Annotated in this window: 16 protein-coding genes; 1 reads left to right on the top strand and 15 read right to left on the bottom strand. The window is 57.4% G+C overall.

The window, feature by feature from the left end:
- Positions 1–2: 2 nt before the first annotated feature.
- The 10 genes from N7578_RS04365 to N7578_RS04320 all read right to left on the bottom strand — a co-directional run bounded on the left by N7578_RS04365 (position 3) and on the right by N7578_RS04320 (position 12,888).
- Positions 3–1,316: an HlyD family type I secretion periplasmic adaptor subunit gene (locus N7578_RS04365; protein ID WP_311109073.1), complete on the bottom strand. Its 1,314-nt coding sequence runs from the start codon at positions 1,314–1,316 to the stop codon at positions 3–5.
- Positions 1,303–3,117 (bottom strand): type I secretion system permease/ATPase, encoded by a 1,815-nt coding sequence (locus N7578_RS04360; RefSeq protein ID WP_311109072.1) that lies wholly within the window; start codon positions 3,115–3,117, stop codon positions 1,303–1,305. The genes N7578_RS04365 and N7578_RS04360 overlap by 14 nt, the downstream gene beginning before the upstream one ends.
- A gap of 16 nt (positions 3,118–3,133) precedes the next feature.
- Entirely contained in the window at positions 3,134–3,871 is a 738-nt protein-coding gene (locus tag N7578_RS04355) for a hypothetical protein (RefSeq protein ID WP_311109071.1), read from the bottom strand.
- A gap of 127 nt (positions 3,872–3,998) precedes the next feature.
- On the bottom strand, positions 3,999–6,770 hold the full coding sequence (locus tag N7578_RS04350; RefSeq protein ID WP_311110054.1) for a TonB-dependent hemoglobin/transferrin/lactoferrin family receptor: 2,772 nt from the start codon (positions 6,768–6,770) through the stop codon (positions 3,999–4,001).
- Positions 6,771–6,918: 148 nt separating this feature from the next.
- Positions 6,919–7,920 carry a FecR family protein gene (locus tag N7578_RS04345; RefSeq protein ID WP_311109070.1) on the bottom strand — a complete coding sequence of 334 codons (1,002 nt, stop codon included), beginning with the start codon at positions 7,918–7,920 and terminating at the stop codon, positions 6,919–6,921.
- Positions 7,921–8,031: 111 nt separating this feature from the next.
- Complete coding sequence (locus N7578_RS04340) at positions 8,032–8,532, bottom strand: RNA polymerase sigma factor (protein ID WP_311109069.1); 501 nt, start codon at positions 8,530–8,532, stop codon at positions 8,032–8,034.
- A gap of 169 nt (positions 8,533–8,701) precedes the next feature.
- On the bottom strand, positions 8,702–9,460 hold the full coding sequence (locus N7578_RS04335) for an ABC transporter ATP-binding protein (RefSeq protein WP_311109068.1): 759 nt from the start codon (positions 9,458–9,460) through the stop codon (positions 8,702–8,704).
- Complete coding sequence (locus N7578_RS04330) at positions 9,454–10,521, bottom strand: iron ABC transporter permease (RefSeq protein ID WP_311109067.1); 1,068 nt, start codon at positions 10,519–10,521, stop codon at positions 9,454–9,456. Before N7578_RS04330 ends, N7578_RS04335 begins: the two co-directional genes overlap by 7 nt.
- Positions 10,521–11,648, bottom strand: coding sequence for an ABC transporter substrate-binding protein (locus N7578_RS04325; RefSeq protein ID WP_422646666.1), 1,128 nt, complete (start codon positions 11,646–11,648; stop codon positions 10,521–10,523). Before N7578_RS04325 ends, N7578_RS04330 begins: the two co-directional genes overlap by 1 nt.
- Positions 11,649–11,754: 106 nt before the next feature.
- On the bottom strand, positions 11,755–12,888 hold the full coding sequence (locus N7578_RS04320; protein WP_311109065.1) for an ABC transporter substrate-binding protein: 1,134 nt from the start codon (positions 12,886–12,888) through the stop codon (positions 11,755–11,757).
- Between the two features lie 109 nt (positions 12,889–12,997).
- Between N7578_RS04320 and N7578_RS04315 the strand changes: the two genes are divergently transcribed.
- A complete protein-coding gene (locus N7578_RS04315; RefSeq protein ID WP_311109064.1) occupies positions 12,998–13,822 on the top strand; it encodes a class I SAM-dependent methyltransferase in 825 nt (274 codons plus the stop codon).
- Positions 13,823–13,846: 24 nt separating this feature from the next.
- Here the strand turns inward: N7578_RS04315 and N7578_RS04310 are convergent, their stop codons facing one another.
- From N7578_RS04310 to N7578_RS04290, 5 genes are read right to left on the bottom strand one after another with little or no spacing between them, the layout of a single operon-like run.
- Complete coding sequence (locus N7578_RS04310) at positions 13,847–14,620, bottom strand: class I SAM-dependent methyltransferase (RefSeq protein WP_311110053.1); 774 nt, start codon at positions 14,618–14,620, stop codon at positions 13,847–13,849.
- A gap of 5 nt (positions 14,621–14,625) precedes the next feature.
- The gene (locus N7578_RS04305; RefSeq protein ID WP_311109063.1) at positions 14,626–15,075 is read right to left on the bottom strand and encodes a pseudoazurin; all 450 of its coding nucleotides are present in this window, start codon (positions 15,073–15,075) and stop codon (positions 14,626–14,628) included.
- Complete coding sequence (locus N7578_RS04300; RefSeq protein WP_311109062.1) at positions 15,072–15,872, bottom strand: ABC transporter ATP-binding protein; 801 nt, start codon at positions 15,870–15,872, stop codon at positions 15,072–15,074. Before N7578_RS04300 ends, N7578_RS04305 begins: the two co-directional genes overlap by 4 nt.
- A complete protein-coding gene (locus tag N7578_RS04295; RefSeq protein ID WP_311109061.1) occupies positions 15,869–16,867 on the bottom strand; it encodes an iron ABC transporter permease in 999 nt (332 codons plus the stop codon). The genes N7578_RS04300 and N7578_RS04295 overlap by 4 nt, the downstream gene beginning before the upstream one ends.
- A 26-nt stretch (positions 16,868–16,893) precedes the next feature.
- A complete protein-coding gene (locus N7578_RS04290) occupies positions 16,894–17,928 on the bottom strand; it encodes an ABC transporter substrate-binding protein (RefSeq protein ID WP_311109060.1) in 1,035 nt (344 codons plus the stop codon).
- Positions 17,929–17,989: the final 61 nt, after the last annotated feature.

Below are 17,989 nucleotides of genomic sequence, written 5' to 3'. Positions count from 1 at the left end.
CGTCACTCTTCCCGGAAGGCGCGATTGATCTGGTCGGTCAGCGGCTTGACCAGATATGACAACGCGGTACGGTCACTGGTCCTGACGAAGGCTTCGGCAGGCATACCAGGCACCAGAGTGGCGTTTTCGAGCTTGGCTTTTTCCGATGCTGACACAGAAATGCGCGCCAGGTAATAGGAATGCCCGGTCCGCTGATCGATTGTCAGGTCCGCCGCGATACGGCTGATATGGCCTTCCAGCTCTGGCGTCACCCGCTGGTTGAATGCCGACATGCGAAGCAAGGCCTTCTGCCCCACCTGAAGCTGGTCAATGTCCTTAGGCATGATCTGCACCTCAAGCGCCAGATCATCACCCTCCGGAACGATAAGCATGATCGGGTCTGCTGGCGCCACAACGCCTCCGACCGTGTGCACCGTCATCTGATGTACGATACCCGATTGCGGGGCGACGATATCGATACGCTTCAATTCATCTTCGGCGGCAACCTTACGTTCGACATACTCCCCCATCTGAGCCTGAATCTCCCGCAATTCACGCCCGACTTCGGTGCGAAGCTCCTGATCGATCTGCAGGATCTGAAGTTTCGTTTCCGTAATGCGCCCGGCCGTCTGCGCCTGATAGGCAATCTTTTCGCCACGCTCACCGCCGAACGTCGCGGCCTGTGTTTGCAGGCTGTTCAGACGCTGCACGGAAACAATGCCCTGTTTCCACAAGGACGTCTGTGAAATGATTTCCGCCTCCAGAACGGATATGCCTTTTGCATAGGCCTCTTCCTGCGCCTTCAGACCCTCTATTTCATGCCCGAACTGCGTGATGCGTTCTGCAAGCTGAGCCTTTCTTCCATCGCGAAAAGATTTGCGAAATTCGAAGAGCTTGGTTTCGCTGCGCATGGCTGATGCCACATCCGGCTCGCCACCACGCGCGATGAGCGCGGCCGGGAACTCAAGAGCCGGAAGACCATCGCGCTCGGCCTCAAGCCTTACAAGACGGGCCGTCAGTTCATCCAGGCGTTTCGTCACGATCGCGAGATTGGCCCGAGTCTGGGTCGCATCCAGCCGCATCACCACGTCGCCAGTGCGGACAACATCACCTTCATTCACCAGAATTTCGCCGACCACCCCACCTGTCGGATGCTGGACCTTCTTCACATAGGAATCGACCACCAGATGACCGGAAGCGACGACGGCGCCAGAAAGATTGGTAGTTGCAGCCCACCCTCCAACACCGCCCATCAGCACCACGCTCGCCGCCAACGCCGCCAGAAGATGCCTGCGAATGGAATGCCTGGCGTGGTCATCATGCTCACGACTTGGCATCTGGCTCTCCTTTACTGCCATCGGGCTGCGAATAGGAATTGGCAACTACGCGCAACGGCGTGATGGCCTGTGCGGAGGCGGCAAAACCATGGGCCTGCTGGGGAGCCCGCAATACTTTCGACAGCACCTCCTCACGCGGGCCGAAGGTTTTCATCCGCCCATCCACCATCATCAGAACGTAGTCAACGATCCCGATGGCGCTTGGACGATGCGCGACGACGACCACAATGCCTTTGCGTTCCTTTACCGAAGCGATTGCCCGCACGACGGCAGCCTCGCCTTCCGCATCGAGATTGGCGTTCGGCTCGTCCAGCACCACGAGGAAGGGATCACCATAAAGCGCTCGCGCCAGACCAATGCGCTGACGTTGACCGGCAGAAAGCGAAGAACCTGCCTCGCCGATATTGCTATCATAGCCCTTTTCGAAACGCAGGATCAGGTCATGTGCACCGGCAGCCTTGGCCGCAGCGATGATAGCCTGCGGATCTGGATCATCCTCAAAACGCGATATGTTCTCGGCGATCGTCCCGTCGAACAACTCGACGCCCTGCGGGAGATAACCGATATGCCGCCCCAGTGCCTCACGATCCCATTGCTCGAGGCTGGCGCCATCGAGGCGCACCTTGCCGGCAGCAGGTGACCACGCTCCGGTCAGAATACGCGAAAGCGTCGACTTCCCCGAGCCGGACGGACCGATGATGCCGAGGGCGTGTCCAGCGGAAACCACAAAGCCCACCCCAGCCACCGTCGGCTTCTTTTCGCCGGGCGGGACGATGGTGACGGTTTCGACGCGCAGATCGTTCACCGGTTTCGGCAGTGCCAGCGGTGGTGCCGTGTGCGGCATATGTCCAAAAAGCTCCCGCAGGCGCGACCAGCTTTGCCGTGCAGCCACGAAAGACTTCCAGTTGGAGATCGCCAGATCAACGGGCGCAAGTGCCCGCCCCATCATGATGGAGCTTGCGATCATAATGCCGCCGGACGCTTCTTGCTCGATCACCAGCCACGCGCCGACGGCAAGAATGGCGGATTGGAGCACGACCCGCAGTGATTTCGAGATATTGCCAAGCCCACCAGCGATATCGCCCGCCTTGCGATTGGCGTCGAGATAGGCGTCGTTCGCCACCTGCCATCGCCTTCCAAGACGCCCACCAAGCCCCATGGCCTGCACGACTTCCGCGTTGCGGCGCGAGGCTTCCAGAAGCCGATTGCGCGCCATATTCTCGACCATGGTGTCATGGACCGGCTTTTGGGAAAAGATATTGGTGAATACCGTCAGCGAAATGAGCAGAACGGCGCCAACCAGCGCGGTCGTGCCGATCCAGACATGAAAAAGAAAACATATGCCGAGATAGAGCGGCATCCACGGCAGGTCGAAAAATGCCGTCGGACCGGTTCCGGACACAAAACCGCGAACGTTGTCGAGGTCACGCAACGGCTGCAAACCGTCGCCAGAGTTACGTGTCAGAAGCGGCAGACGCACCACGGCATCGTGCACCCTGCCGGAGAAGCGTGTATCGAAATCTTCGCCGATCCGGGTCAGAACCCGTGCGCGAATGATATCCAGCACACACTGGAAGGCATACAGGCCGAGAGCTAGGATGGCGAGGCCCACCAAAGTCGGCACGCTGCCGCTTGCCAGAACGCGATCATAGACCTGAAGCATGAACAGGGGAGAGGTCAGCGCCAGGATGTTGACCACACCGCTGACGAGCGCAAGACCACAAAAGGCGCGTTTGAGGGGCGAAACGACCGCCGCAGTGAGGGACTGCGGCGGCGTTTGCTGCTGGTTTGGGAAGCCCACAGCGATCTCTTCCCGATTAGGCGGCCAGAGCCGTCGCGCTTGCGAAGATGAAGTCGGACGCGTCTAGAACGCTGGAGGAAACGCCAACGAGCTGGATCGAGTCGGAACCATAGACGACGTAAGCATCACCAGCAGCATCGACGATCGTCAAATCGCCGAGGCTCGTGGCGCCCCATGCGGAAATGTCGAGCTTGTCAACACCGTCCTGATATCCATAAGTGCCAGTCGGGCCGGCCGTCACGATATCGTTGCCACCGGAGAAGACGAAGGTGTCGGCACCAGCGAAGCCGGTCAGCGTGTCAGAAGACGCGGTATCTTCGAGAACCGTGCCCGTAGCAGCAAAATAGTCATAGAAACCCGTCAACGAACCGAATCTCGAAAGCTGGTAGATGGCGAGATCGAAAGCATCCGTCGTGGCGCTCGGGAATGCGCTGTCCGGTGTGATGAGCAGCTCTTCCTGGGCAAGGCTGAAACCGGACGACGACTGGCTGTAACCAGTGCCCAGAGCAATGCTGTCCACGGTGCCGGTGAGATTGCCCTGAGAATACTGGACAGAACCTTCAAAGTAGATGCCTTTGCCGCCGGTGCTGCCGTTGCCCCAGCCTTCATAGGTGGTGCCGATGACCGGATTGGTCACGAGGCCAACGCCCTGATCCCAAAAAGCGCCGTATGTCGAGCTGAAACCGCTTGCCCAACCGTTGAGGAAGCCTACCAAATCGGACGAAGCTGAGGTAAGTTCAATAGTGACAGCCATGAGTTCTACTCCTGATAAAGGCTGTTGATCGATGCCCCGATCTATGCAGCCGGGGCGCGTTATCCTCGGGAAGGGCTGCAACCCGGCCCGAGGAATTCCTTGAGGCGGAAGGCCGCCGGAAATCACATCAGAATTTCACAGTCATCGTCGCGACGAACGTTCGACCCGGTGCGCTGTATCCGCTTGCCGCTGGAATATAATTTTTGTCGGTGAGGTTATTCACAGCGAAACGAAGCGTTGCATTTTCCGTAAATGAGTATGAGCCGTAGAGATCCACAGTCGTGTAATCTCCCGTGAGGTTGATGAGATTGCCCTCGCTATCGAGGGTACGGGATTGCGTTGCCATGACCCGATTGGCCCTTGCCCCTAGAGACACTTTTTCATCGAACAAGCGCACACCCGTATCCAGCGTCAGCTTCATCTTGGGCGCGACGTCACCCGGCCATCCAAATACCTCACCACTTGTTGTTATGGTGCCGTTAGAGAAGACTTGGGTCTTGCTTGGCCATTCGGTTTTCAGGAACGTTGCCGACCCTCCAAGCCAGAAGCTTCGCGCATCGTAATTCCCCTCCAGTTCCAGCCCCCGCATATGCGTCGTACCGTCGAGGTTGACGAAGCTGTTGTATGTCCTGTTCAAAACCTCATCGGTCACGATGTAGCCCAGGGCGATGTAATCCTTCACCTCACGTTTGAAGGCTGCAACCTTCAAACGGACTGAATCATAGTCCGACAGGACGCCATCGAAACTCATGTTGGCGCCTATTTCATAGGTCGTTGCTTTTTCGGGCCTTAGATATTCGTTCGGGGCGTAGGTCGTTCCTGCTCCCCCATCGCCAGGAGGGCCACCGGCAAAAAAGGCTTCAAGTATGGTGGGTGGGCGAAAGCTTTGAGAATAACTCAGGTAGGGGCGAAACCAATCGGTAGGCTTGAACTCAATTGTAGCGGAGGGAAGCCATGCGCTATCCGTTCGATTGATGTCTACTGGTATCGGATCATCATATGAGTCAGTGCTTAACGCGGGAATCTCGGTACCTGCACGATAGAAGAGACCATTATACACTTCTCCTAGTTGACTCCGGAAAATAGGTATCAGGACAGCGGGCACCGTCCCCCCTTGCCCGATGCTAACGAGATAATCGTAGTTGTTGGTTACACGTCCGGCGAGATATCTCGACGCAGGTACGTTGCGGTAATAAGTTGATGTCCCCCTAAGCCGGGACCAATCGTATCGCACCCCGCCTCTCAGCATCATCCACTCAGCTGGTTCGAGCTGGCCGCCCAAGAACAGGCTTGCGACATCGCGTCTTCCGGGAGGACTGAAAGACGTGTAGTTGCTGGCCCAGTCTGGATTGGCCGTTATTGTTGTGCTTGTTGCCACGGCTGTCGTCACATCGCGAAACGCTTCAACTCCGTAGTTGAGGCTCAAAGCACCGAACGCAGTATCGAACCTGCTGGTGTTTTCTATGGTTCCACCGAAGCTTTTCGTGCCAAGGTCAATGTTGGTTTCCGCAGCGCCACTTAAACCAGGGCGGGCCTCGCGCAATTCGTGCGTCATATTGTCGTTGAGCCATAGGGACGACTTCAGATCAATGAGCGCGCTTTCGGGATCCCAGTCCACCTTGAATGTAATGCTGTCGTTGCGCGCACCTTCACGATTGATGTTCGCGCCACCGGAGGTGCCGTAAACGAAGTTGTTCTGCTGGTGCATCCACGACAAAGACGTCTCGACGTCACCGAAATCCCCTTCGCCTTTTACAAACGTCGACCAGCCATCGCGACCCATCAGGTTTTTCATATTGGCCGACGTATTGCGATCCTCGCCCTTCGTGCCGACTTTGTATTCATCCATGATGGTGCGGCTGTACCCAAGCGTCAAAGCGAGCGGGCCGTCCGGCAGACGCATGGCGCCGAGAACTGAACCCTGCAGATCATATCCGTTGCTGCCACGCGACATATTGGCGTCGCCGCCCTTTGTTGCACCCTCCGCAATCAAGTCATCGGCACCCACCGTGCGGAAATCCACCTTGCCGCCTAGAGAGCCGGCACTTCCGGAAGACGCACTGGTCATCTTCTCGACTTCAACCGCACGGATGAATGCCGTATCGACGTAACCCTGACCGGAGTTTGCGGTGTAGTTCGCAGCACCACCGAAACCAGCACCGCGCTGCGCATTCTGACGGGCACCGTCTATCGAAACGACGACACGGCCACTTTCCTGCAAACCACGCACATTGGGAGAAACAGTCGGAAAGCTTCCGTTGCCCTCACCGGCATAGACGCCGGAAACACGGTTGAAAACGTCACGCGTGTTGCGCACGCCAGCAGACTGAATTGCCTCGCGACCAACGACGCTGACGCTGGCAGGTGTTTCATAAACCCAGTCAGGCGTGCCTTGATAACCAGCCCCGGCAGCAGCGCTGCGGCCGCTTTTTCCAGCCACCGTAATGGTTTCAAGGACGGTGGTATCAGCAGACGAGGATACATCGACAGCCGCCTGTCCTACACCGATAACAACGCTCCTCCCACCTCCGGTAATGCGGAAGTTTATGCCTGTTCCCGCCAGCAGGCGGGCAAGAGCCTCATGCGCGGTAAAACTGCCGATCACTGCGTTCGTCCGTGTACTTCCGGTCGCAGGCGTTGCAAGCGTTACCTGGAGGCCGGATTGTCGGCCAAACGCACCGATCGCCGAGGAAAGCTGCTGCGCGGGAATGTTGAATGGCCTAGCTGCCGCATGTCCGGCACCGTTCGCTGCTCGGGCAGAAGAACCCGATGGCTCCTGCGCGAAGACCTGCGTTGCGGAAACCGAAACGGCCAACGCGGTAGTTGCCATCAAAAGAGATTGGCTGGCCCGCTTTCTCGTGCCCTTGGCCTTTATGACTTTCAGTATACGGAGGCGCATAATGACTTTTCTTCCTGTTTCCTGCGCCGGGAATATCTTGACCGTCGCACTCAACAAAAAGACGTTTGCCTCTGTAAAATTTCTCAGAAAATTTCAAAAAACTTACAATTAATTGAAATAAAAGTACTTTTTTAGAATAATGCAGGCATCAGTAGCGACTTACGACACGCGCCAGCCCGGAAACTCCACGGACTTTGCCGCCATAAGGCTCCACCAAGGCCGCAAGCGCCCGGTCTGGATCGTGAAGGTCGTAAAAGCCTGTCACCCGCTGTTGCGACAGCGTGCTGTCGGCAAGCGTGATCCACGCGGGATGATACCGCTGTATCTGTTCGACCACCTGGCCAATCGTTGCATCGACAACATAGAGCTCACCGTTGCGCCATCCGCCGATGTCCTCCACCGACACAGCGCTTTTGCGAACCTCACCCGAAACCGTATCGACGACCAGCATTTCACCCGGAACAAGGGTGGTCGGCGGGGCATTTTCCAATGACGCCTTGACCGACCCGCGGGCGAGAGCGACCTGAATGGTATTTCCGGTGACATCAACATCAAATGCCGTTCCGATTACCTCAACCGAGACGCCATTCGCTTCCACGACGAACGGGCGTCCGGGATCCGGAACAACATCGAAAAATGCCTCGCCTTCCAGAAGGCGGATTTTACGTTGTCCGGCAGAAAACTGTCCTGATATCGCGCTGGACGCAGCGAGTTGAATCAGGCTGCCATCCTCAAGGGTCACGCTGCGGTTTTCCGCCGTGCCCGTGGTGTGGTCCGCCCGCGCCTGTATCAGGAGCGAAGGGAAAGATATGATCGCAAGACAGAGAGACACGGCGGCTAGCGATATCCCACCGAAGGCGCGCTTTGATGGCCAATGGCGACGCAATGCCTTCCGCTCGGTTTTCAACGGAAAGCGAGGTGCATCCATCCATTGGTCCCCGAAAGCGGGGTCCGTCAATCCGAGCGTCTTCCAGGTTCGAAGCGTCCTCTCCCAGGCAAGGCGATTAGCGACCGACGCCCCAAGCCAGTTATCTAATCTCTGGCGGCATTCCGGGTCGCGCGACCCGTCTTCAAGCTGAATCAGCCAATCGGCTGCTTCCTCCAGCTTTCCGGGTGGGATTTCAATTTTCTTATCTGGATCGATGGTCATTGAGCCATGCCAGTTCCGTTGCAATATCAATGAGCCGTCCCGTCATTCGGCCTGCTTTAAAGACGTTTAACCCAAGATTTTTTTTCAGGATATCAGCCATCTTTAGCCTATTTACTTCATTTCTTTAGTAATCGCGGCAATGCAATCCTTAATTTGGCGATGCACTCCCGCGACCGAGATGCCGAGATGGCTGGCTATTTCTTCAAGATTATACCCGCCGAACCGGTGCATCTCCAACGCGATGCGCGCCTCGGCAGGCAACGTAGAGAGAACATCCTGCATCCGTCTGATCTCGTCGCAAAACAGCGCGTGATCTTCCGGCGTCCCCTGATCCTGAGGCAATCCCCAAAACGGCGTATCATCCGGTCTTTCACGCATATCGAGACGGCCACGTCTTCGGCTATCAAGCGCCAGGTTGCGCACGATCCTGAAAAGATAGGATTTGAGATTGGAAGGATTGCTGCTGGTTTCAGGTACGAATTTCAGGAAAGCTTCCTGCACCACATCCTCAGCGTCCGCGCGGGAACCAAGAATGAGCGTCGCATATTTGATGAGGTCGATCCGATACACGACGTAAGCGTTAAAACGCTTGTCATCTTCCCGTATACCCATGTCCCAACCGAACGAAAATCAAGAATGATCGAAATGCGACCTGTGGCAGTTTCGCAGCCACCGCGGGCAACTCCTTAGCATCGAAATCAAAAATGAACCAGACATTTCATGAGTATTACTCTCATGATTTAGTGGCCGGTTCATCAAAGTCAAATCATGACGTTATCCGTTATTCGTGTATCGCGCCGTCCACGATCACCATCGGCTTGCCCTGTGAGCATGGCTCGATACGGGCATCGATTCGATAGATATCCCGTAGCATTGCAGCGGTGATCACATCTTCGGTCGCGCCACTCACAACCATTTCCCCACTGGAAATCACCATCGTGTTTTCGCAATAGCGAAGCGCGTGGTTCAGGTCGTGCAGAGCGATCAGTACGATCATGCCGGTTTTGCGGGCAAGCTCGGAGACAAAGCCAAGCACCTCTATCTGCCGATGCAGATCAAGCGCCGATGTCGGCTCGTCCATCAGCAGAACCTCTGGCTTGCGCGCCAGAGCCTGCGCCAGAGATACCAGCTGCCGTTGACCGCCCGAAAGCTCGCCAAGCCCGCGAAAGGCCAGAGTTTCGATCTTCAGCGCTTTCAGGATGGCATCGATCTCGAATAGCTCGTCATCGTGAACACGCCAGCCGCTGCCCTGCTTTGCCGAAAGCAGAATGGATTCATAAACGGTCAGAACCGCGTTGGCACCCGTATCCTGTGGCATGTAACAGATGGCCCGCTCGCCCCTCGCCGTCCCGGAAAGCTCGACAAGACCGGGACCGGAAATGAGGCTGGCGATGCGCTTGAACAGGGTCGATTTGCCGGCGGCGTTTGGACCGATGACGGCGGTGACGCTGCCACTTTGCAGGGTGTCGATACCAACTTTCGAAAGAACGACGACGCGTCCGTAAGCGGCGCCGACGTCTTTTAGTGCGAGCGCTACCATGCGCGCCTCCTGTTACCGAAAATGAGGGCGAAGAAGAAAGGCACGCCAACGAGGGCCGTTATGACGCCGATTGGCAGGACCGCACCGGGGATCAGGATCTTGCTGATGACCGACGTTGCCGAAAGAAGCAGCGCGCCGCAGATCACCGAACCGGGCAGGAAGAAGCGCTGGTCTTCACCCACCACCATGCGGGCAATGTGCGGCCCCACCAGCCCTACGAAACCGATCGTACCGACGAAGGAGACGGGGATGGCAGCCAGGAGACTTACCGTCAGCATCGTATGCAGGCGCAGACGCCGAACGTTGATACCCATGCTTGCAGCCTTGTCGTCGCCCAGCCGAAGGGCCGTCAGCGCCCACGCATTGCGCATGAACAGAGGTACTGCCAGAAAAAGAATGGCAGCGGTGACATAAACCTTGTCCCACGTCGCCTTTGTCAGGCTGCCCATGGTCCAGAAGACGACGGCGGCAAGGGCCTGTTCCGACGCGAGGTACTCAAGGAGCGACAGGGCAGCGTTGAAGGTGAAAACCAGCGCGATGCCGAGCAGAACGATCGTTTCAACCGTTACACCTCGCAACGTGGAGGCGAAATGAATGAACAGCGCGGCGACCATGGCCATGATGAACGCGTTGATCGGCACCATGTAGTGAACCGCGCCGGGGAAAATCGCGACGCCACCAACCAGTGCCAGTGCGGCACCGAAACTTGCGGCGGCCGAGATACCCAGCGTGAACGGACTTGCCAGCGGGTTGGCGAGAATAGTCTGCATCTGCGCGCCTGCGACCGAAAGCGAGGCGCCTACGGTCACGGCCATCAATGCGATCGGCATGCGGATGTCCCATATGACCACCCGAAGCTGATTGGCGACAGCGGACGGGTCCGCAATCGCCGCAAGGACATCCGACAGCGAATAGTTTGCTGGCCCAAGCGCCATATCGATTGCGATGCTGGCGAGCAGCGCAATCGTCAGCAGCAGCAGAATGACAATACGGCGAAACGCAAGGGCGCGATATTGATCGCGCCCTGCCGCTGCTGTCGCGGTTTCATGCAAGGCAGTCATCAGTTGGAACCTTTTTCGAGCGAAACGGTGTAGCCCGGCTTATAGGTGATCGGCAAAAATTTCCGATGGAATTCCTCGAAGTTCTTTTCCGGGTCCATATCCGTGAAAAGGTCCGGATGGAACCACTTTGCAAACTGCTGAATTGGGAAAAATTCGTAAGGCGCACCATAGAACTGATGCCAGATGGCGTGGACCTGGCCTTGCTTGACGGCCCTCAGCTCGGGAAACGGCGTACGGGTCATCAGGTTCTTCAGTCGTTCGCGGGACAAGGCCATGTCGGCACCGCGTCCAACCGGAACGAACTGATTGAGATCGGACTCGGCGGCCCAGTTCGAGCCCGTGACGATGACATGATCGGGATCGGACACCACGAGCTGCTCCGGGTTCAGGTCACCGAAAGTGGTGTTGATGATGCCGTCCGCGATATTGTGGCCGCCTGCGAGGTCGACCATCGCACCGAAATTCACGGGTCCAAATGTACGGCAGCAGTTGTTCTCGCCCGTGATGCCAGGCGAACGCTCAATAAAGACGTTAGGGCGCTTGAGATCCTTGGCAGCAGCGATCCGATCCGTGACCCGTGCAATCTCCGCACGGCGATAGGCGATGAATTCCCGGGCACGGTCCTCCGCGCCGAACAGCTTGCCAAGGATCTCCGTCGAAAGTTCGCTGTTCTTTACCGGATCAATGCGGAAATCCAGATAGACCACCTTGATCCCGACGGACGCCGCCTTTTCTTCGAAACCACTTTCCTCGGCCGCCTTTTCAGCTTCCAGATTGAGAGTGATCACATCAGGCGAAAGCGAAATGGCCGTTTCGAGGCTGAAGTTGCCCTGCGGGAGATATCCGAAGCGCGGCAGTTTCTCGATCTGCGGGAAGCGCTCGACATAGGCCGTATAGCTGTCTGGATCTTTTTTTATGAGATCGTCACGCCATCCGACGATGTTATCGAATGTCGCATCACCCTTCAGGGCGGCGATGACATGAATCTGGCGCGCTTCGCCGACAATCACGCGCTTCGCAGGCAGATCGATCTCGATCTTGCGCCCCGTAACATCAATGATTTCCGCTGAAAAAGCCGGACCTGCTACAACGGCGAGGACCACAGCCGCAACATATCTTAAACCCATAAACCGCACTGGAAATCCTTTTGGTTCTAAACGGAAAGGATGAAGCCGCGCGAGCGGCTTCATCCATTGCTCAGGGGCAGGTTCCCCGTATGCCGCCAATCGTCTTTTACTGATCGCCCTTCAGCGATACGAAGTAACCCGGCTTATAATCCAGAGGCAGGAAGCGGGCATGCAGTTCCTTGAACGTCGCTTCGGGATCGAGCTCCTTGAACAGGTCAGGGTGCAGCCACTTGGCGATTTCCTGAATTGCCACGAACTGATACGGGTTGTTGTAGAACTGGTGCCAGATGGCATGGACGTTACCATCCTTGACCGCCTGAACGCCTGTGAAGGCCGGTCGCTTCGTCAGGTTTTCCAGCTTGCGATGCGCTTCCTTCACGTCCGCGCCATAACCAACGCCAACCCAGTTGCCGCCCGGAACGTAGCCATTCCAGTTACCACCGGTGACAATGATCTGCTCCGGGTTGGACGCGATGATCTGCTCCGGGTTCACCGTGCCGAACGTTCCGGGAATGATGTCTTTCGCCATGTTCGTGCCACCAGCGAGTTCGACCATCTTGCCGAAGTTCTCGTTACCGAATGACATGCAGCAATCGTCGGAGTAACCGCCGGCGCGTTCAACGAAGACAACCGGCTTCTTGGGATCGGCTTTTTTCAGCGTGTCGGTCACACGGGCAATGGAATCTGCACGGAACTTGATGAAGTCCTCGGCGATATCTTCCTTGCCCATCAGCTTGCCCATGAGGCGCATGCTCGGCTCGGTGTTTTCCATCGGCTTTTCACGGAAATCGACATAAACCAGCGGAATGCCGACCTTACCGAGCTTTTCGATGTAACCGGCTTCTTCCGTCGCCGTCTTGGCATCGATGTTCATCAGGATGACGTCAGGCTTCAGCGCCACGGCCTGTTCGATGTCGAACGTGCCATCCTTCATGCCGCCGAATGTCGGCAGCTTGGCGATATCAGGGTACTTCGCGAGATAAGCGTCATAGGTTTCCGGATCAGCCTTCGCCAGATCGTCGCGCCAGCCGACGACATGCTGGAAAGGATTGCTCTTGTCGAGCGCGGCCAGAAAGTAGATCTGACGACCTTCGCCGAGAATGACGTGGGAAACGGGAACATTGACCTCGACATCGCGACCCGTCACATCCTTGACGGTGACTTTTTCGGCAAATGCCGGCCAGACGGATGAAACGAGGAGGCCTAGGGTAAGCGCAGCAAATTTTGCTGGTGTGCGCATCGGATCATACTCTCCTGTTATGACTGAGCGCGCCTTTATTATTTTATGACTATCACAGTCAACAATTATGTTTTAGAACCATTCTGAACTGTCTGAGTGAGCGTGAAAAATGAATGAACTTCTTCGGTACGGAAAAAACGATAGTCTGCGGGACGAGATAAAAGCTTACTGGTCCAGCCGCGCGGCGACCTTCGATCTGTCCCCGGGCCATGAGATTTTTTCCGAAAAGGAGCGGAAAGCGTGGCATGACCTGATTGTCAAACATCTCGGCAAGGGCGATGGCCGAACGGCGCTCGACCTTGCCAGCGGCACCGGCGTGATCTCTCACCTGATGGATGACCTCGGCTACCATGTTACCGGCATGGACTGGTCGGAGGACATGTTGCAACTGGCACGAGCAAAGGCCAAACGAAACGGTCGCAGCATCCGCTTTTTCGTTGGCGACGCCGAGCACACGATGGAGCCGGACGAAAGCGTCGACGTCATCATCACCCGCCATCTGGTTTGGACGCTTGTGGACCCGAAGGCCAGTTTCGCCGAATGGTTTCGCGTGCTGAAACCGGGCGGTCGTCTTCTCGTCATCGATGGCGATTTCGTCAACACCGGCATCCGTGAAAAACTGGTAAAGAAAATCGCCAGCTATCTGGAGCGGGCCGGGTTGATAAAGTCCGAACAGCCGCACCGGCCGGCGGACACCGCCGATACCTTCAACAGCATTCTTTCACGTGTCTATTTTGCGAAGGGCGCAAGAGCGGATGCGGTTGCCTCTCTGCTGCGGGAAACCGGTTTCGAGCCTGTATCCACGGATCAGGACCTGAGGGCGATCCATCGGGCACAGGCGAAAAACTTCAGTTTCTTCAAAGGCATACTGCGCGGCCTACAACACCGTTACGCCGTTGTTGCAGTAAAACCGAACATCCCTAAAAACAATTGAACAGGGATCAAGTAAAGCATTCTGTCACGCCTTCTGGCATGACAGAATGAAGCGGCGATAGACAAGAGTTCGCAAACTGTTGCGCAAGTCCGCCGTCTTGCGTTGAGCCACGGCAATGGGGCGATGAGATGTGGTCGCCACACCTACGAATCCGGCCGCATCCACCAATGGCATGAGTTTTTCAACGGTCAGCCCATCGCCAAATGGCAATTGCTGCATGATGTTCCGATGCCGGTCACTCAAGGCACCGTCATAGTGACGATCCTTGCCAACCATACGGTCCAGCACGCCGATGAAAAAGAGCGCCAGATGGCCGATCGGTGCAGGCTTTGCCCAGTCCCCATCAAAAACCAGAAGCTTGCCGCCCGGTTTCAGAACACGATGCCAGTCTGCAAGAGCGTGTAGCGCGTCGGGCAGCGTCCAGACGAGGTGACGGCAGACAACGGCATCATACTCCCCATCCGGCTCCATCGTGTTTTCCGCATCGGCCAGAACAAAGCGGGCTTTCGGATTCCCCGCATGCTTGCGTTTCGCGACGGCGAGCATGTCCTCGGAAAAATCGAGCGCCGTCACATCATGGCCGAGAGACAAAAGCACATTCGTCACCTCGCCTGTACCGCATGCAAGTTCCAGAATACGCAACGGCCTTTCACCCAGATGCTGCTTCACGGCCGACGCCCATGCGTCGAGTTCCGGGCCTGCTGGAATACGATGCCCGAACGCCAGATCAAAGGTCTTTGAACGCTCCGACCAATATTCGCGGATTTCTTCCTTCAAACCGTGATTGGCACCGAACATCTGGTTCACCTCGCAGCCTCCCCTTCCGTCGCCTTCTCAAACAGGGCTTCCATTCTGGGCTTTGCTCGGCCGGGCACATTGATGGACTTGTAGCTCTCCGGCAACTTCGCGTCGCCGACCCTTATGAGCATAACCATGCCCATGCCGTAATGCGGCGAGCATTTGATCCCGTAGAATCCCGGCACGTCAAAGGCCGTCTCGAATTCATCGTTGATCCTGCTCTTGAAACCCTCGACACCCTCTGGAACCATGCCGTCAATCGTCGCGGCGTTGTGACTCTTGTGGGTCGGTACGAAACGCACCGTGTCACCGGGCGCGATTTCCAGAAAATCCGGTTCGAACACCATCGAACCCTTTTCACCGCGATTGAGCATCCTGACTTCAAACGTCTCCGCCACCGCCTGCAGCGAAAAACCCGTCGCGACGCAAAACGCCAACCCAATAACTTTCATCATTTCATCGATACCTTTTTCGGAGACACCGCCCGCCTGTGAGCAGGCAGGAAGCGGATGTGACAGAAGCCGCCTTCGTCCGTCGTCACGGCAGCTTCCACACCAAACACGGCACCGATACGCAAGGGCGTGAGAACCTCGTGAGGCGATCCGAGAGCGACGATTTCGCCCTTGTCCATGACCGCGATCCGGTCGCAGAACATCGCCGCATGGTTGAGATCGTGCAATGCCGCCACCACCGTCAGCCCCTGCTTTTTTACCAGATCGAGCAGGCCGATCTGATGGCCGATATCGAGGTGATTGGTAGGTTCGTCCAGAAGCAATATCCGCGACCCCTGCGCCAGTGCGCGCGCAATATGCAGCCGCTGACGCTCGCCGCCGGACAGGTGATGCCAGCTCCGCTCCGCCTTGTCCGCCATATCGACGTCGACAAGCGCCGCATCCACAATGGCATCATCTTTTTCGGACCAGCCAGAAAGCGGGCCGAGATAGGGCGTGCGGCCGAGTTCGACCGCCTGACGGGCCGTGATGCGTTCCGTGGTTTCGGCCTGTTGCTCGACAAGCGCCAGTCTGCGGGCGAGTTCACGCCGTCCAAACGACAGCAGAGGCCGCCCTTCCAGCATGACATTACCCCGGCGCGGGCGACGTATTCCCGCCAGCATTGACAAAAGGGTGCTCTTGCCGGAACCGTTCGGCCCGATGACCCCGAGAAATTCGCCGGGTCGCACCTCGAACGAGACACCGCGAACGATCTCCAGATCGCCCGCACTCCAGTGCAGGTCATTTGCGGACAGGTTCATCGGCCAACCCTCTTGCGGCCCAGAAGGAAGGCGAAGGCGGGTGCGCCGAACAGGGCGGTGATGACGCCGATCGGCAGCACCTGTCCGGGAATGACGACACGCGACAGGATATCGGCGACGATCATGAAGATGGCTCCCGTCAGTGCCGTTACCGGCAGGAGGGTGGCGTGGCGTACGCCAACGAACATGCGGGCCGCATGCGGAATGACGAGCCCGATGAAACCGATGGAACCCACCAGCGAAACCATGACGGCCGTCATGATCGCGGACACGCCGATCAGCACCGCATAGACGGCACGAACGCGAACTCCGAGCGATGCGGCCGCATTGGCACCGAACGAAAACGCATCAAGTGCGCGGGCGTACCACAGACAGACGCCAAGGCCCGCGATACAGACCGGTAACGCCAGCCAGACATCCGGCCAGCGGACGCCCGAGAGATTGCCAAGCAGCCAGAACATGATGCCGCGCGCCTGTTCGGCATTGGCGGATTTCGTCACGACAAAGGACGTCAGGGCATTAAAGAGCTGCGAGCCAGCAACACCCGCCAGAATGATGGCGCTGTTGCCATGTCCGGCCCGGACGGCCAGAAGGCTGACAAGCGTGAAAGCGAGAAGCGCGCCGAGCAACGCACCGAACGGCATCGTCAGCATCCCGGCGCCAAACCCGAGCAGGGCGACCGCGACGGCACCGGTTGATGCGCCGGCAGAAATGCCGAGAATATAGGGATCGGCCAGAGGATTGCGAAGCAGCGATTGCAACACCGCACCGGCAAGCGCCAGCGAGGCTCCGCAGCAGGCGCCAACGACTGCACGGCTGAGCCGATAGCTCCAGACAATACCCTCATCCAGCGGCTCGAGCGGATAGCCCGCATTGAAAACCCGATTGGCGATGGTTTTGGCAACGACATCGAATGGGATCGATGTCTCGCCGATTGCGGCCCCTGCAATCAGAGCGGCCACCAGCAGAATGAGGGCAAGGACAACCGCCCCCATTCTCACCGGATTGAGAAGGCCAGCCCTCACTTTGACAGGCCAGCGCCGGCTATCGCATCAGCCAGTGTTTCGATGCCTTCAATCGTGCGGATTGTCGGATTCATCGCCTGCGCGTCCATGTCGAACACATGTCCTTCCTTGACCGCTGGCATGATGCTCGCGACGGGATCGCTGCCAAGGAACTCGCGCTTGACGGTAATATCGTCGGCCGGGAAGCGACGGCGGTCCATTTTGCCAGCAACGATGATCGTCGGATTGGCCTTGGCAACGGTTTCCCAACCAACGGTCGGCCATTCCTCATCGCTTTCGATGACGTTGGTGATACCGAGCGCCGACATGATGTAGCCAGGTGCTCCCTTCCGGCCCGCGACATAGGGATCGATATCGAGTTCGGCGCTCGAGAACCAGAACACTGCGGAAAGCTTGCCGTTTGACGATGCGATCTTGGCACGCGCCGCTTCCTCGCGCTTCTTCAGGTCATTGACGACCTCCTCGCCCCTGTCCTGAACGTTGAAGATCGCCGCAAGGTCACGGATTTCCTGATAGATCAGGTCCATCGTGAAGACTTCATTTCGCACGCCGTCACCACCGCCAGCATTGTCCTTGCCAATGCAATCGGCAGGCGACGTATAGACCGGAATGCCAAGCTCCTCGAACTGCTCGGGCGTGGCCACGACACCTTCGGGTCCAATCTGCCACTGAAACTGCGTTGTAACCAGATCCGGCTTCTTGCCGACCACGGCTTCGAAGCTCGGGTCGTTGTCGGCCAGACGCTCCACCCTGGCATTGGCGTCTTCATAGCCCTTCAGAACCGGACCGATCCACAGGGCCGTACCGGCAACCTTGTCGGCAAGACCGAGCAGATACAGCACTTCCGTGGTGCTCTGCCCAACCGAAACCGTGCGCGATGGCGTCTGCTTGAAAGTGATCTCGCGACCGCAATTGTTGATGGTCAGCGGATAGGTGGTTTCGGCAGCATAAGCCACATGCGATACGGAAAGAACGGAAAGGACCGATGCGAAAAGACCCGCACCAAGAGACAGGCGTTTGAAATCGAACATAAATTCTCCAGTCAGAATACGTGCGTCGTGTGATGGAAAAGCTGCAATGCGTCAGACCGCA

Source organism: Agrobacterium tumefaciens (assembly GCF_031801495.1).
In the GTDB taxonomy this organism is placed as follows: Bacteria; Pseudomonadota; Alphaproteobacteria; order Rhizobiales; family Rhizobiaceae; genus Agrobacterium; species Agrobacterium tumefaciens_K.
This window is presented reverse-complemented; position numbering and strand designations above follow the sequence as displayed.

Bases quoted from the DNA above. Each gene is read 5' to 3' on its own strand.
- N7578_RS04365 (WP_311109073.1), bottom strand. From the start codon at position 1,316: ATGCCAAGTCGTGAGCATGATGACCACGCCAGGCATTCCATTCGCAGG.
- N7578_RS04355 (WP_311109071.1), bottom strand. From the start codon at position 3,871: ATGGCTGTCACTATTGAACTTACCTCAGCTTCGTCCGATTTGGTAGGC.
- N7578_RS04350 (WP_311110054.1), bottom strand. From the start codon at position 6,770: ATGCGCCTCCGTATACTGAAAGTCATAAAGGCCAAGGGCACGAGAAAG.
- N7578_RS04345 (WP_311109070.1), bottom strand. From the start codon at position 7,920: ATGACCATCGATCCAGATAAGAAAATTGAAATCCCACCCGGAAAGCTG.
- N7578_RS04340 (WP_311109069.1), bottom strand. From the start codon at position 8,532: ATGGGTATACGGGAAGATGACAAGCGTTTTAACGCTTACGTCGTGTAT.
- N7578_RS04335 (WP_311109068.1), bottom strand. From the start codon at position 9,460: ATGGTAGCGCTCGCACTAAAAGACGTCGGCGCCGCTTACGGACGCGTC.
- N7578_RS04330 (WP_311109067.1), bottom strand. From the start codon at position 10,521: ATGACTGCCTTGCATGAAACCGCGACAGCAGCGGCAGGGCGCGATCAA.
- N7578_RS04325 (WP_422646666.1), bottom strand. From the start codon at position 11,648: ATGGGTTTAAGATATGTTGCGGCTGTGGTCCTCGCCGTTGTAGCAGGT.
- N7578_RS04320 (WP_311109065.1), bottom strand. From the start codon at position 12,888: ATGCGCACACCAGCAAAATTTGCTGCGCTTACCCTAGGCCTCCTCGTT.
- N7578_RS04315 (WP_311109064.1), top strand. From the start codon at position 12,998: ATGAATGAACTTCTTCGGTACGGAAAAAACGATAGTCTGCGGGACGAG.
- N7578_RS04310 (WP_311110053.1), bottom strand. From the start codon at position 14,620: ATGTTCGGTGCCAATCACGGTTTGAAGGAAGAAATCCGCGAATATTGG.
- N7578_RS04305 (WP_311109063.1), bottom strand. From the start codon at position 15,075: ATGATGAAAGTTATTGGGTTGGCGTTTTGCGTCGCGACGGGTTTTTCG.
- N7578_RS04300 (WP_311109062.1), bottom strand. From the start codon at position 15,872: ATGAACCTGTCCGCAAATGACCTGCACTGGAGTGCGGGCGATCTGGAG.
- N7578_RS04295 (WP_311109061.1), bottom strand. From the start codon at position 16,867: ATGGGGGCGGTTGTCCTTGCCCTCATTCTGCTGGTGGCCGCTCTGATT.
- N7578_RS04290 (WP_311109060.1), bottom strand. From the start codon at position 17,928: ATGTTCGATTTCAAACGCCTGTCTCTTGGTGCGGGTCTTTTCGCATCG.